11 protein-coding genes are annotated in these 13,583 nt (G+C 66.3%); all 11 read right to left on the reverse strand.

Annotation, left to right across the window (positions count from 1 at the left end; all coding sequences use genetic code 11):
- From E4634_RS01090 to E4634_RS01140, 11 genes are read right to left on the reverse strand one after another with little or no spacing between them, the layout of a single operon-like run.
- Window positions 1-2,904 (reverse strand): ComEA family DNA-binding protein, encoded by a 2,904-nt coding sequence (locus E4634_RS01090; protein WP_135440750.1) that lies wholly within the window; start codon window positions 2,902-2,904, stop codon window positions 1-3.
- Between the two features lie 55 nt (window positions 2,905-2,959).
- On the reverse strand, window positions 2,960-5,146 hold the full coding sequence (locus E4634_RS01095) for a phage tail protein (RefSeq protein WP_135440751.1): 2,187 nt from the start codon (window positions 5,144-5,146) through the stop codon (window positions 2,960-2,962).
- Window positions 5,146-7,125: a putative baseplate assembly protein gene (locus E4634_RS01100; protein ID WP_135440752.1), complete on the reverse strand. Its 1,980-nt coding sequence runs from the start codon at window positions 7,123-7,125 to the stop codon at window positions 5,146-5,148. The genes E4634_RS01095 and E4634_RS01100 overlap by 1 nt, the downstream gene beginning before the upstream one ends.
- Window positions 7,126-7,127: 2 nt before the next feature.
- Window positions 7,128-7,529: a GPW/gp25 family protein gene (locus E4634_RS01105; RefSeq protein WP_135440753.1), complete on the reverse strand. Its 402-nt coding sequence runs from the start codon at window positions 7,527-7,529 to the stop codon at window positions 7,128-7,130.
- A complete protein-coding gene (locus E4634_RS01110) occupies window positions 7,529-8,311 on the reverse strand; it encodes a hypothetical protein (RefSeq protein ID WP_135440754.1) in 783 nt (260 codons plus the stop codon). The genes E4634_RS01105 and E4634_RS01110 overlap by 1 nt, the downstream gene beginning before the upstream one ends.
- Window positions 8,311-8,817, reverse strand: coding sequence for a phage baseplate assembly protein V (locus tag E4634_RS01115; RefSeq protein WP_135440755.1), 507 nt, complete (start codon window positions 8,815-8,817; stop codon window positions 8,311-8,313). The genes E4634_RS01110 and E4634_RS01115 overlap by 1 nt, the downstream gene beginning before the upstream one ends.
- Complete coding sequence (locus E4634_RS01120) at window positions 8,805-10,085, reverse strand: phage late control D family protein (RefSeq protein ID WP_135440756.1); 1,281 nt, start codon at window positions 10,083-10,085, stop codon at window positions 8,805-8,807. The genes E4634_RS01115 and E4634_RS01120 overlap by 13 nt, the downstream gene beginning before the upstream one ends.
- A 10-nt stretch (window positions 10,086-10,095) precedes the next feature.
- Entirely contained in the window at window positions 10,096-10,812 is a 717-nt protein-coding gene (locus tag E4634_RS01125) for a CIS tube protein (RefSeq protein ID WP_135440757.1), read from the reverse strand.
- Between the two features lies 1 nt (window position 10,813).
- On the reverse strand, window positions 10,814-11,011 hold the full coding sequence (locus E4634_RS01130; protein WP_135440758.1) for a hypothetical protein: 198 nt from the start codon (window positions 11,009-11,011) through the stop codon (window positions 10,814-10,816).
- An 11-nt stretch (window positions 11,012-11,022) separates the two neighbouring features.
- Window positions 11,023-11,580, reverse strand: a complete 558-nt coding sequence (locus E4634_RS01135) for a phage tail protein (protein ID WP_135440759.1) — start codon at window positions 11,578-11,580, stop codon at window positions 11,023-11,025.
- Entirely contained in the window at window positions 11,561-13,582 is a 2,022-nt protein-coding gene (locus tag E4634_RS01140; RefSeq protein WP_135440760.1) for a phage tail sheath family protein, read from the reverse strand. The genes E4634_RS01135 and E4634_RS01140 overlap by 20 nt, the downstream gene beginning before the upstream one ends.
- Window position 13,583 lies beyond the last annotated feature (1 nt).

A 13,583-nucleotide genomic window follows, 5' to 3' on the forward strand; every position in this document is an offset into this window, starting at 1 on the left:
CTACTCTCCCTGGTCAAAGGAAATGTGATTGCGCAGCCTCGCCATCAGGCTGGAGCCGATACCGGGAATATTCAGCAGGTCGGCCTCGCTGTTCAGCGGCGCCGCGTTGCGCGCATTGATGATGGCGTCGGCCAGTTCCGGACCGATGCCGTTGAGGGCGATCAATTCATCGCGGCTGGCCGTATTCACCGCTACCCGCGGACTGCTGAGCATGGCCAGCGCCCGCGCCTGGCTCTCGGCGCGCTGGCCCTCGTAGTCGGTGAAGTAGGCGCGATTGACCACCACCATCCCCGGCAGTTCGCCGACAGGAAGTCCGGGCAGCTGCTCCCGGGCATAGCTGAACCAGCTGATGAACTCGCCGCCCGGCACGCCGTCGCCGGTGCGCTGGGCGGTGGGCTGGGTGGGGTCGGCATTGGTCAGCCACTGCGGCAGGTGGTTGAGGTCGGCGCCGCGGTTTTCCCGGTCGCGGATGAAATCCCCGTGCACGGAAATGCGCAGGTTGAAACCGGTACGCAGCTGACCCACCCAGTCCACGGGCACCAGGATCTCGGCGCCGTTGACGAAATCCACATCGATGCGCTGGTCGCGCGAGAAGCCCTGCAACTCGCATTCGAAACCGCTGAAGACACCGGGATAGATGCGGGTGAACAGCCAGTGCTGCTCGTAGATAACACTCTGCAGTTCGGTAAAACACACGCGGATCGTATTCGGGTTGAGATCGTCCGCGCGTACCGGCGCGTCGAAGCGGATGGCAAAGCGAAAGAACGGAATGTCGTTCTCGAACACCAGCATGGATTCCAGCTGCTCGCCGCGGTACACGGCGTCGTGGAACCAACTGATGTTGCACAGGTGGGCGAGGTTCGGGTTGCAGTTGCCCGGCAGTTCCAGTTCCAGGCGCAGGTCTTCCTCGCCGATTTCCACCACGGTGCCCGAGGGCGGCTGGCCGCAGGGAATCATGGTCACCTCGACCTCGGTAATGCTGCGACCGTCTTCGCCGGGGGTACCGGGATCGCCCGGTGCGCCCGGTGTCCCCGGTGTCCCCGGTGTCCCCGGTGCGCCGGGTTGCCCGGGAGGCCCCTGCTCACCGCCACCGGTACCGCCGCAACAGTTGTCCAGCAGGCACTCCAGCGCAGCGACGATGGCCTGGGTGCTGGGCAGCCGTTGGCGGCCGAGGTTATTGTCGATGCGCGCAATACCCGCGGCGAGGTCCTCCAGCGGGTCGGGGGGCGGCGCAGGCAGGTCCAGCACGCGATAGCCGGGCCGGTAGTTCTCGATAGTAGCCAGCACCAGGCAGTCGGCGCTGGCGCAATCCGGGCACTCGTCTGGCCACAGCAGGTCGCGGCAATTCACCTCACTGATATCCAGCACGGCTACGCCGCCGGCGTTATCGACCTCGGCATCGGCGATGTAGGGCACGAACAGGCGGTCGCCCGCGGCGGTCAGGGCCAGCGCGGTGGACAGATCGCCCACCGCGACCGGGTTGCCCGCTGCCACGGGGTTGCCCTCGCGCAGGCGATGCAGGTTCACGCTCTGCACATAACCCTGCCCCGCGTCGTCCACCAGCACATAGGCCCAGTGGCCGCCCTCGCTGCTGACCGCCGCCACGGGTGGGTGCGCCAGTCCCACGGAGCCAATCACCGCTCCACCACCCGCGGGGTCGACCAGCCGCAGGACACTGTTCACGCTGTCCAGCGACAGCAGTTCATCCGGTGCGCTGGAGACCACCACGCTGACCCCGCTGCTGCGTTCCACGGTAGCGTCGGAGACTGCGTTGATCGCCAGCGGTGCGAAGTCCGTCGCGTCGACATCGAAGCGCAGTACGTCGCTACCATCTGGCTGTGTGCTGTAGATGTACTGCAAGGCGGTACCCGCGGCCAGGCCGTGCAGGTCCAACCCGTGATCCAGCGTATTCGCCGGGTCCATCGGTGCAGCGAGGCCGGCATCCCACAGGCGCAGCCGGCCACCGGCGTGAAAGAGCACCGCGAGCCGGCCATCGGCCAGAGTCAGCGCCGAGGCCGCGGAGTTGTCCGAGGCGGCGATGGTGGCCTGGCGCTGGGGGCCGGTGGCGAGGTTGCCGCCGCTGGCGTCGAACACCCAAAGCTCGGCGTCCCCCGCCGCGATACCGCCGTCGCTGGCCACCACCGCGTAGACTTCATCGCCGGCGACGCTGGCCGCGATAGCGAGACCTTCGCGCTCGAGCGCAAACGAAGCCTCGATGGCAAAGTTGTCCGTGCTCACCTGGTACAGCACGGCGTTGTTGTCCGCGGTCAGCACGTACAAACGGTTGCTGGCCTCGTGCAGCAGCACCTGCGCGGCGTGGGCGATGTTCACCGTGGCGTTCCATGCCAGCTCCGGCTGGTGCAGGGGGTTCGCCTGCTCCGGCGGGTCGATCACCAGGTCGATCTCGTAGGACTCGAGAATACGGTTCGGGGCGCAGCGGGTATCATCACAGCCGCACTCGTCGTAAAGCACCGGGATATCCTCGCCGGGACACTCGCGGTAGCGGATACACAGCTGCAATGTATGCGGTGCATTCTCCGGTGCATCCGGGTCGTCGCCCGCCTGTTCGAGACCGGCGAGCAGGTCCTGCATAGCGGGGAACGCGTACAGGTCGATGACCTCCTCGTGCGCGACCAGGATATCCTTGCCGCAACAATCCACCGCACTGCCGGGCAGCAGGGTCACGTAGCGTTCGTCGCAGGGCTCCGCCTGCGCCGCGACGCGCAGGCCGCAGACCACACCGCTGCCGTGCAGGCGCTGGTGGTGCAGGCGGATCTTCTCCATGAAGTAGCGCTGCTCGTCGGTGAAGTCGCGCTCCACCATCAGCTTGCCGGTGAAGTAGTTGTTGCGGCTGAAGCTCTCGGCCTCGCAGCTGTGACAATCGGGTCGCTTACTGGTAGCCATGATGACAACCCCCTGGTTCGATACTTGAATTCACTGCCACCTCCTCCGCGCCTGCTCAGCGCAACCGGGTCGTGGTGCCGATGCGCGCCTTCTCACCGACACGCAGTGTGCTGTCGGCATCGTCCTGTTCACCCAGTACACTGGCCTTGCCGAGTTCGGCAGTGCCCAGCGTGACACCGCGCGGGTAGCAGCCGATAACCGAGTCGTAGCCGATCATCGACTGGATGCCGATGCGAAAACGCGGTTCCACGTAGATGATGTCCGCCGCCGTATGCGCGGGTTTTTCCGCCTCGACCAGGCGGGCGATACTGCGCCGGAAACCCTGCAGGCGTCCCACCCAGGCGGGCAGGAAGACGGAAAACCGATGCGCGTAGACATGGAACGGGTCGCGCAACGGGTCCTGGATCGCATTGAGCTGGGTCACCTCGAGCTGCGCGTTGCCGTCGCCGGAGTCTCCGCGCAACTGGCTGCGGTTGACGATCTTCTGGCCCCACAACCGCGCCTGTTCCCCCAGGCGCCCACAACCCACAAACAGCCAGCGGCGCAGCACGAAGTGCTCCAGCAACAACCCCGGCGGTTCCCACGTTACATTGTGCTGGTCCGGGCAGGGTCGGCAGGTGGGCGCCTGCACACACTGGCGGCTGGAGAAGCCCAGGTAGAGATCGAGCATATGGCGTAGCCCGGCAAGCGTTCCCCGGCACTGGTAGAGATGGCCCGCCTGCTTGACCAGCCGCCGCCGCGTCGCCAGCGGCAACTGGCGGTCGAGGGTGACGCCCACCCAGGACGCCAGCCAGGACAGGAAATCGCTGCGCCCTGCTTCAGCCGGTGCGGAGAGCGGGTCGAGCAGCGCACCCATGCCATCGATATGCGCCTCGAGCTGGCGGAAGCCGCGGTCGAATATTCCCAGAAAGCGGTCGGTAAAGTCGGCGGAGAGCGGCTCCTCGGCGAACACCGCCGGCAGGTAGCGCGCCAGACTGATGCGCGGAAAATCCAGCGCGGCACTGCACACCACAGGAGTAGTCGTGGTGTCCGAGTGCATCTCGATGCGCAACCACAGGAAACGCCCCGGCAGCGAACGCAGCAGGCAGTCCCAGTCCAGCGCGGCGCCGTCCTGCCCCTCCGGGGGGAACACCCATTGCCGGGTGGCCCACTGCGCGTCGTCCAGGGCCACCAGTTGGGCCGTCGTCAGTTCGGTCTCCGCGCTGTAGCTGGACACGCGCACACGCGTGCCCTCGGGCACGACCAGTCGCAGGGCGATACGATCCCACTGGCAGCGATACAGGCGGCTGTCCAGGGCCTCGCTGAAGGCGGTACCGGACGCCAGGAAGCGGGAGGTCTGCGGCTCGGCGGCGGGCACCGGCCGGCCCGCGGCATCGAACCAGCGCGACTGACCTGCCGCTTCACCCAGCGGGTTGTAGCGCGCGCAGAGCCAGCCGAGATCGACGTTGCCCGCTGCATCCACCGCGAAGTACGGTGCGGCAAACCGGGCGCAGACGCTGTCGACACTGTGCACCTCGCCCAGCGCTTCGCCGCCCGGGAGTTGCAGGACCTGCACCGGCAGCAGCGGGTCGATCAACAGGTAAAGGCGGTTATCGACGTCTATCGCCAGCGCCTGCACCGCGCCGACCCCCGCGATGGCGCCCAGCCAGCGACCGGCAAAATTGAACTGGTGCACGCAACCGTTGGCCGGGTCGGCCACCAGCACGCGGCGGTCGCTGCTGACGCACACATCCACCGGCGACCAGGGCTGCGCGAGCTCGTCCGGCGGCGGCGCCCAGAAACCGCGGACCAGAAAGCCGAGCAGGCTGTACACCACCAGGCGGTGATTGCCGGTATCCGCCACCAGCAGGTTGTCGCCGCACACGGCGATCGCCGAAGGGGCGTCGAACTGGCGTGGCCCGGCACCGACGCCTCCTGTACAGGGCACATTGTCGAAGCGGCACGCGCAGGGGTCGAATTTCTTCAGCCGTGCATTCGCGCTGTCCAGCAGCAGTATGCCGCAGTCACTGGTGTAGGCCAGGTGGCGCGGCAGCTGCAGCCCGCCAAAGGCGCCGCTGGCTTCACCGAGTTCGCGCTGTACACCGGGCTGGCGCGCCAACCGCAGGTCGCCACAGGGCGAGATGTCGATACCATCGCGCTGCGCCAGGTGCCAACCCGCCAGCCCGTTGAGCGGCAGCGTGCGCGGATCGTGTGGCGGCCGGCTGGTGAGCGGCAGCCAGGGCGCATTGCTGTGAGCACCCATCAGCTGTTCACCTCGTAGTCGACCTGGATTTCATGGGCGCCGCTGCGCAGCAGCACCCCGGTAGCCAGGGGGACGTCCGAACACTCGGGATAGATTTCACCGTCGAGTTCGATCTGCAGCGAGACCAGGCGCTTGACGCCGGAAAACAACAGCCGCCGGTAGAGCAGCGAGTAGTAGATGTCGCCACCGAAGGGCCAGCCGCCGCCGCTGCGCTCCGGGTCGTCGACCGGCAGTTGCGGGTCGCTCTGCTCGCCGCCGTGCAGGGGGTGGAAATACAGGTCCAGGCTCTCCAGCGCCAGGCTCTTGAGCGCGGCGAGGTCGGCGGTGTCCTCGGCGACCAGTTGCGCGCGCACCACCACCGTGCTGTAGGTGGGACCCATCACGTAGAGCTCGGAGGTGAGCAGGCGACGCTGGTTGAGGTAGGCGCACACCGTCTGTACCGTGCCCTCGCTGGGTACCGGCGCATCGCCTTCCACATCGGGTACGACCAGCACGCTGACCACGCCGGGTACGTCGATACCCGGGTAGTCCGGGTGGTACAGCGGCAGCGCTCGCGCCCTGGCGATATTGGTAGAGAGCAGCGCGAGCTCCTCGTAGTCCTCGGCAGTCACTGCGCGGTCACGGGTTTTCAGGCGCTGCGGGGCACGGCGGATGGCGTCGTCCAGGCTCTGCTCGTCGCTGCCGCCGGCGGAGGCAAACAGGTTGCTCACGGCCTTGCCGTCAACGCCCTTCACCGAATCCAGCAGTTTGCTGATTGCCTGCGCCGCCAGGTTGCCCCGGCTGCCGCCGCCGGCGTGGTAACTACGTGCCCGAACATTGCTGCGATTGCTGGCATTGGCCACCGGCACGCGGCCGTTGCGGCCGTTGCCGAAGCGCACCTCCCCGGTGGTGCGGTTGAGCACGTAGTGGGCATCGCGCGCTCCGGAACCATAGAAGTCCGGCACTTCCTGCCAGGCCTGGTAGTCGTCCCCCTCGTCCACCTCCAGTACCAGCGAACCGGCCAGTACCGGGGCGTTGCGCAGGCGCAGCACCTGGTCGACCTCCCCGTTGCTGCCGCCCAGTGCCTCGAACTCGTAGGTCTGGGCCTGGCTCACGGTGAATGTATTGGCGCGCACCGCCAGCAGGCGCGGCGCCTGCTCGTAGCCGCTGGCGTCGATACGTGCACGCAGCCAGAAGCGCGGCGTGGTGATATCGCCGAAGCCGCGCGCGACCATCTCGCCACTGGCCGGCCCGCGCAGTTGCAGGCTGCCGCTGCGGGTGAAAGCCGCGGTATCGTCTTTGAGCAGGGTCAGCGGCCGCCACTCGCGTCCGTTCCAGTACTCGAAGGCCAGCCGGGTGCTGCTGATCGTCTCCACTTCGCTGTAGCAGCGGCTGACCACGCGCTCCTCGCTGGCGATAGGGCTCCATGCCTGCAGCGTCAACGTCTCCGGCGGCAGTTCCTCGTCGAAGCCGAGCATGAAGCTGTTGTCGCGCACCGCGGCGGGACCGAAGGGCAAAAAGGTGGCTGTGGTGTCGAGGTTGTCGTTGCCCAGGTCGCGGTAGTTGAATCCGTCATCGGCAAGCAGGTCGACAAGATTGGCGCGCACCAGTGTGAAGGCGCGCTCGGTCTCGAACACGATACGCCCCTGCTCGTCCGCTTCCGCGGCGCTGAACTGGGTCTTGGCGGGCACGATGACTGCGCGCTGGCTGTGCCCGGCGCTCACCGCCAGGGTCAGCTGCGCGGTGGCCGGGCGCGCCGGCTCCAGTTCAATGCCCACCAGCTCGAGGAACTTCAGGTAATGCAGTTCGGGCACCTGGGCCAGGCGGTACAGCTGCATCTCGGTGAGCCAGGCGAACAGCTCCATGATGATCATGCCCGGGTCGGACTCGTTGAGGTCGGTCCACTCCGGGGTGTAGCGCGGGATGCGCGAGCGCACCTCGCGCACGATACTCTCGTAGGAGCGATCGTCTATGACTGGCATGTAGTCCTGTAGCGGCACGACTACCTCCCCTCCGTGATGTAAAACGGATACACCAGGTTCTCGATCGTGTTGTTCGCGCGCACCCGGTAGTTCACGCGGATGATCAGCAGGTTGGCCTCGGCCTCGCTGGTCTGTGCATCCACGGTGAGCACATCGATGCGCGGCTCCCAGGTCACCAGCGCGCGGCGCACCGCGTCCACCACCCGGGTGACCACGGCGGGGTTGTTGGGCGCGAACACGATCTCGTGAATCCCGCAGCCGAAGTCGGGCAGCATGACGCGCTCGCCGCGGGCAGTGCTCAGGATCATGTACACCGCCTCCTCGATACTCTGCTCGCGGCGCGAGGAGGCGATGGCCCCGCGGCTGTTCACCTGCAGCGGAAACTTCCAGCCGACACCGAGAAATTCGCGTGAAGCGCTCATCAGCCGCACCCCCCGAGGCCTTCCGCAAGCAGTTCCAGGGTGTCGACGAACTGCTCCATGGTGGTGACGAAGCCGCGCATCTGCTCGACACCCTCGACACCCTCGAAGGTGGGAATCTCCACCGGCCCGACCTGCGCGATCTCGAATATCGGCCCGGCGATTTCCAGGATGACCATGACCGGCTCGACCGCCTGCAGCTGGGCGGTGGCCGAGCGCTGGGCGTTTTCCATGGCGCATTCCAGCAGCGCCTGCTGGGTGGCATTGCCATCCGCCGCGTCGAAGCTGATGGTGAGCTTCTCCATCAGCGCGAGCAGGCTGTTCATCTGGTCCAGCATGCAGCTGAGAATGCGGATGATCAGGCACAGGATGTCGCGCACAAACGGAATCATGCCCAGCGGCGTGGTCAGCTTGACGATGCACTCGGCGACTTCCTTGGCGGCCTCGGCAAAATCGAACAGCGCTTTCGCCGGCGGGAACGGCAGTCCGTCGATCACGTCGATCAGCGGCTTGATCAACTTGAGCACACGGATGAAGCACTCCAGGTTGGCCAGGATCGGCCCGAGCTGGAGCATCAGGGAGAAATTCAGCGAGCAATTGGTGGGAATACCCTGGGTGATATCACCGATGCCCTTGATGGTGCCGCCACTGGGCAGTTCGATCTTGACGTTGCCGGGCTCGGGCAGGGAGATATCCGCACACACCGGCGCGGCGAGGAATTTCTGCAGCTCCTCGGGCAGCGGGATCTCGATATCAAAACCTTTTTCCGACTGTGTTACCGCCACTAGATCGCGCCTCCCAGGGGGTTTACCGGTCGTCCCATGATGTTCACCAGGGGCGCATCGATATTCAGTACGCCAACCGCGCTGATGGTCATCACGCCGTTGGTCATGGTGATCACGTTGCCGTGCGCGTCCTCGATGATCAGGGCACCGTAGTTGCCGCCATTTTCGTGCGAGTCGACGAAGCGGATGGTGTGCCCCTCGCGCGAGCGGATCATGCGCTCGCCGGCATGGGCCGAGGGCGGCATCTGCACCGGGTTCCAGGGGTAGCCGATGATGAAGCCGTGGTCGAAATCGCCGTGGTCGAAGGCCACCAGCACCTCGTCGCCGATCTCGGGCATGAAGAACACACCGCGATCGCCGCCCGCCGCCACCGACGCCACGCTGCACCAGCGGGTCGGCGAACCGTCGCCGAGCGAGGTGAACTCCACCTCGACACGCGCCTGGGCCTCCGGGTCCTCGTTGTTGACCACGCGGCCCACCACCACACCGTGGATCAGGTTCTGCATGGCCGGGTCTCCCCGTCGGCGGGCACGGTCTCGCGACGCGCCTCGAATTTGGTGATGTAACCACTGTCGTTGAACACGTGCTCGGTGCTGGTAACGAAATAGTCGCCGGTGAGCCGTGCGCCCACTTCCGAGATGCGCACACGGGTGCCGGCACGCAGCAGCGGCAGCCCCAGGGTGGTCCCGCTGGCTTTCACCATCTGCTTTTGCTGGTCCAGCAGCAGCGCCCGCGCCCGCTCCTTCGCCTGGTTCTCGTCCCACTGCGGCTCGTCGACCACCAGTTCCTCGCGCGCATCACACATGCACAGCATGTAGCGCAGGTCCGCGTTGAGTTCCTGCATCTCCTCGTCTTCGAAGCTCACGGTCTCGGTGATGCGCTCCTGGGTGCTGCGGTTCCAGCTGTTCACGGTGACCGACTTGAACTGGTTGGCGGTGGTAATGCGCGGTCTGAAATCGATCAGTGACTGGCGCAGCTTGAGGTCGTACACGGCGTCGCCCAGCGACTGGCCGCGTTCGGAGGGCGCGAAGCGGATACGCGGGTCGCCGTCCGGTTCCCCGGACTCGAGCATGGTGATCACGTAGCCCTCGCGCCGTGCCAGCTTCCACAGGAAATCGATGCTGTACTCGTTGCGCTGGGCGATCTGGGCGATCGGGCGTTCATTGCCCAGCACGTCCTCGTCGATCACGATCTCGATAGGCAGGCGCAGCGCGTTGAGGTCCTCATCGCGACGCTCACCGACCAGGCGGGCAATTTCACTGGGTCGCATGCCCTCGAAGAAATCGTTGTACTTCTTGGTGCGCAGGCGCTGCAGTACATTGATGCCGCGCACATTGAGCGTCGCCGGCGCGCCGGGTGAGAACGAGGGTTCCATGGTGGTGAAGAAACCGGTCATCATGGTTTTCAGGTCGCCGAGGTAGCCCATGCGCACCTTGACCTGCTTGCTGCAGGGCTCGAACAACTCGTAGCGATCGCTCTGCGCGCTGCCCGCAGACCTCGGGCCATTGGCCCCGGCACCCATGCCGGCGACGTCCTCCGAGCCGATGTACTTGTAGTCGCGCGCCACCTCGTCCCAGTTACTCACGGTGATCTGGAAGCTGTCCATGTTGTCCAGGTCGTCCTTGTAGGTCAGTTCGATCACGTCGCGCATCACGTCGTCCGGCAGCCCGGCGCCCTCCACGAGCATCTCGAACTGCGGCACGTAGAAGCCGCGCAGGGACTCGGAGAGAGAGTCCAGGGTGATGCGGTCGGCCTCGGCACTTTCTTCCGGCATGCCCGCGCTCCTACTTGATCGCCGGCACGGTCAGCGTGCGGCCGGCGCCCAGGCGGCGCGGGTCGGCAACACTGTTGGCGTCGGCGATATGCCGCCAGCGACCACCGCGGCCGTAGTAGCGCGCGGCGATGGTCGCCAGTGTCTCGCCGTCGCTGACCGGGTGACTGTGAGTGCGATCCGGCGAGTTCAGCCGCATCTGCTTGAGTTGTTCGTCGAGGGTGCGGAATTCCTTGAGCACCAGGTTGACCGTGGCCCGCAGCGGTACGCCCTCGGCGCTGAACAGGGTGAACTGCTGGCGTACGCTTTCCACCACGCCGACAAAGCTGTTGCGTGTCTGGTTGCCGCTGGCGCCGCCGCCCTGCTCGCCGTAGGACAGGCTCGAGCCGGGAAACTTACTGTTCCAGCAAAAGGTCACCACCGCTGGCGCGTGGCTGCTGTTCTCCACCTTGGCCAGCTTGTAGATGCGGTCGGTGTGATCGGTGACCGAGGTCGCGTCCTTGCCGGTGCCGTTTTCGGTGGTGTCGAAGAACAGTTCGACACTCAACTTCTCGGCCTGGCCGCGGACGAACTGCTGCAACGGTGCGTCCAGACCCGGGATGTTAATCTCGCCGTGCTGCAGGGACTTCTCCAGCGAGAACTCCTTGGGGTTGTACTGGACCTCGTAGGTTTCCTGCCCGCCCTGGCCCCAGTCGGCGATGATCACGGCGGGCGCTTTCGCGGTGCTCATGCTAGCGATTCCACGGCTGGTTGCGCTGCTGGTAGTTGCGCAGCGAGTGCTCCTCGTCCTGGTTCTCGCGCGCGCGCTGCTTGTCGTCCACCGCGGACAGCACCGCGCTGACGATACTTTGCAGGGTCTGCGCAGACAGGCCGGAACCGCCCTCGACGGCGCGAATACGACTGACTACTTCCTCTATCACCACTTGCATGCGTCACTCCCTCAGTCGAACAGGCTGCCGATCCCCTCGGCGGCGCTGCTGATGGCCGACGCCAGCCCGCTGGCGCCGGTCATGAGTTCCAGTCCCTCGTGTTCAATCTCGATGCTCTCGAACGCGATGGCATTTTGTTGCGCGTTGAGCTGCGGCCCGGTGTATTTCACCGGCAGGCCGCGCTTGAACTTCCACACGGTGTGGGCCAGGCCTTTCTCGCCGAGCAGGGTTATCAGCCCGTCCTTGCGCACCACCTCGCCCTCGCAGAAGCCGTACACCCAGTCCCACAGGTCGGTGTTCTTGATAATTCCCTTCTTCATCACCAGCTTTCCCCACTTCATGCGCGTGGGAAACTTGAGCACCGTGCCGTTGTTGCCGCCCTCCTCGTACTCGTGTACGTCGAGGATCATCTCCAGTCCGGAACACTCGTTGAAGCCGGCGTCGATGTTGTCGGTCAGCGTGTTGATGGCGATGGTGGTGATCGCCGCCCCGGTCGACGAGGCGGAGTCCATCAGGCTGACGGCGAAATTGAACGCCGCCGGCGGGTCGTCACGGTTGTCCAGCGCCATCGGCGGTCACCTCGCTCACTGTCATTTCGTTTTCCTGCAGGCCGACACGCACCACCACAAACTCGAAGGGCTTGCTCGGCGCGACCCCGATCTGCGCCAGCAGCCAGCCGTTGTCGCGCTGCGCTGCCGGGTTGTTCTCCTCGTCGCACTTGACGAAGAACGCCGCCTGTTGCGTGGCGCCGGCCAGCGCGCCGCGCGTCCACAGGGCGGAGAGATAACTACTGATCGCCACCTGGAACTTGTTGCGGGTGAGCGCGTGATTGGGCTCGAACACCACCCACTGGGAAATGATGTCCAGCGTGCGGCGCAGCATGATCATCAGGCGGCGCACATTCACGTAGCGCCAGTCGGGATCGCTGGACAGGGTGCGTGCGCCCATCACGCGTATCCCGCGCGGGCCCTCGCTGCGCAGCAGGTTTACCGCCAGCGGGTTGAGCAACTCCTGCTGGCCATAGGTGCTGTGCAGGGACAGGTCCTGCAGCCAGTGCAGCGGGCGATTGGCGGGGGCGCGGTGCACGCCGGTCTCGTTGTCGAACAGGGCGTACTGGCCGAGCACGTGTCCGCTGGGCGGCACCGCGCGCACTTCCCCCTGGCCGCGCGGATCGAGCACTTTCACCCACGGGTAGTAAAGCGCGGCGTAACTGGAGTCGAAGCGATTGCGCCAGGCGCGTATCTCGGCGATGCCGGCGGAGGCGTTCTCGGCAATGTGGTAGGGCGAATCGAGCACTGCGAAGCGGTCGCCGCGCGACTCGCACTGGGCGACCATCGCCGCCTGCACCTGGAATACCTGCTCGTCGGTAAACACCGGCGGCAGTTCCCGCTCGCGCGTCGGCGCCACGAACTGCCGCACTGGCTCATGCGGCGGACAGGGTTGGCAGGGGTCCCGCGGCGGGGTCGGCTCCGGCAGGTAGACCGGGTCCGGCTCGGGGCGAATCACGATGTCCGGCACACAGACCAGGGTGATCTCCGCCACGCGTTCGAGACTGGCGAGGCCGCGCTCGCGCTGGCGGCGCGCTTCGTCGGAATCCCCCACCGCGTACGCCTCGCCGATGAAATCCCGGTGCGACAGCGCCGCCAGTCCATCCCTGCCGCCGGCCAGGGGAATGCGCTCCAGCGGTACCACCCGAAGGGGCTGCGGCATCACACCGCCGGCGGCATGGGCCTCGATCACGATCGGCGCCGGCGCCCGCGGCGGCGCGTCGTCGGCCGGGTCCAGGCGGTAGGGTGAGAGCACTTGCGGTGCGTACTTCGGATGTTCGGGAATAAGGCTGAGCCCGGAATACATCGCCAGCAGGCGCTCCTGGCGATACACGTCGACGCGATAGGCGATATCGACGACGCGCGCTGGACGCTGCAGGTCATAGCCCTGCAGCGGCGCGTCGTAGGGCAGGCCCTGGCCGGGCTCCGGGTGCACCCAGTAGAGCCGCCGCTGCACCTCGTCGACATGGCTCACCACGCGCAGGAAATCGCGCAAGCCGCCGAGACTGTCCTCCTGGCTGATGCGCACAAGGCTGCCGCGCGCAAAACCCGCGGTCGCCGAGACCGCGGCGAAGCGCGACTGCAGGCCGCCGGCATCCACCGACGCCTGTGCGAGGCCCTCCTCGAGCAGGGCCACCTGCAGTTCATCGCCCCAGCTGCCCTCGCTGAAGGCGCTGATTGTCCAGCCCGGGTTGCTCCCCGCGTCTACCACGCTGGCCATCGCCGCGGCGGCGCCGACCTCATTGTCCTCGCTGAAATCACGGCTGGCGACACGCACCACGCGGCAGCGCCTGCCCCCGTTGTCGAAAAATGCGCGGACGCTATAGGCGAGGTAGCCGGCGCCGGTAAACCCGCCGAAACAGGCCTGGAACTGGCGAAATGATTCGACCGGTACCGGCGTATCCAGCGGGCCCTGCTCCGCAATCCCCACAAACGCGGGGATATCGCTGCGCAAGAGCAGGCGCCGCGGGCCGGCGTTGTCGACTCGCTCGGTGTAGGCGCCAGGTCGCAGGTACTGGGTCATT

This window comes from Mangrovimicrobium sediminis (genome assembly GCF_004745945.1).
Lineage (GTDB): Bacteria > Pseudomonadota > Gammaproteobacteria > Pseudomonadales > Halieaceae > Mangrovimicrobium > Mangrovimicrobium sediminis.

Bases quoted from the DNA above. Each gene is read 5' to 3' on its own strand.
- E4634_RS01090 (WP_135440750.1), bottom strand. From the start codon at position 2,904: ATGGCTACCAGTAAGCGACCCGATTGTCACAGCTGCGAGGCCGAGAGC.
- E4634_RS01095 (WP_135440751.1), bottom strand. From the start codon at position 5,146: ATGGGTGCTCACAGCAATGCGCCCTGGCTGCCGCTCACCAGCCGGCCG.
- E4634_RS01105 (WP_135440753.1), bottom strand. From the start codon at position 7,529: ATGAGCGCTTCACGCGAATTTCTCGGTGTCGGCTGGAAGTTTCCGCTG.
- E4634_RS01115 (WP_135440755.1), bottom strand. From the start codon at position 8,817: ATGCAGAACCTGATCCACGGTGTGGTGGTGGGCCGCGTGGTCAACAAC.
- E4634_RS01120 (WP_135440756.1), bottom strand. From the start codon at position 10,085: ATGCCGGAAGAAAGTGCCGAGGCCGACCGCATCACCCTGGACTCTCTC.
- E4634_RS01125 (WP_135440757.1), bottom strand. From the start codon at position 10,812: ATGAGCACCGCGAAAGCGCCCGCCGTGATCATCGCCGACTGGGGCCAG.
- E4634_RS01130 (WP_135440758.1), bottom strand. From the start codon at position 11,011: ATGCAAGTGGTGATAGAGGAAGTAGTCAGTCGTATTCGCGCCGTCGAG.
- E4634_RS01135 (WP_135440759.1), bottom strand. From the start codon at position 11,580: ATGGCGCTGGACAACCGTGACGACCCGCCGGCGGCGTTCAATTTCGCC.
- E4634_RS01140 (WP_135440760.1), bottom strand. From the start codon at position 13,582: ATGACCCAGTACCTGCGACCTGGCGCCTACACCGAGCGAGTCGACAAC.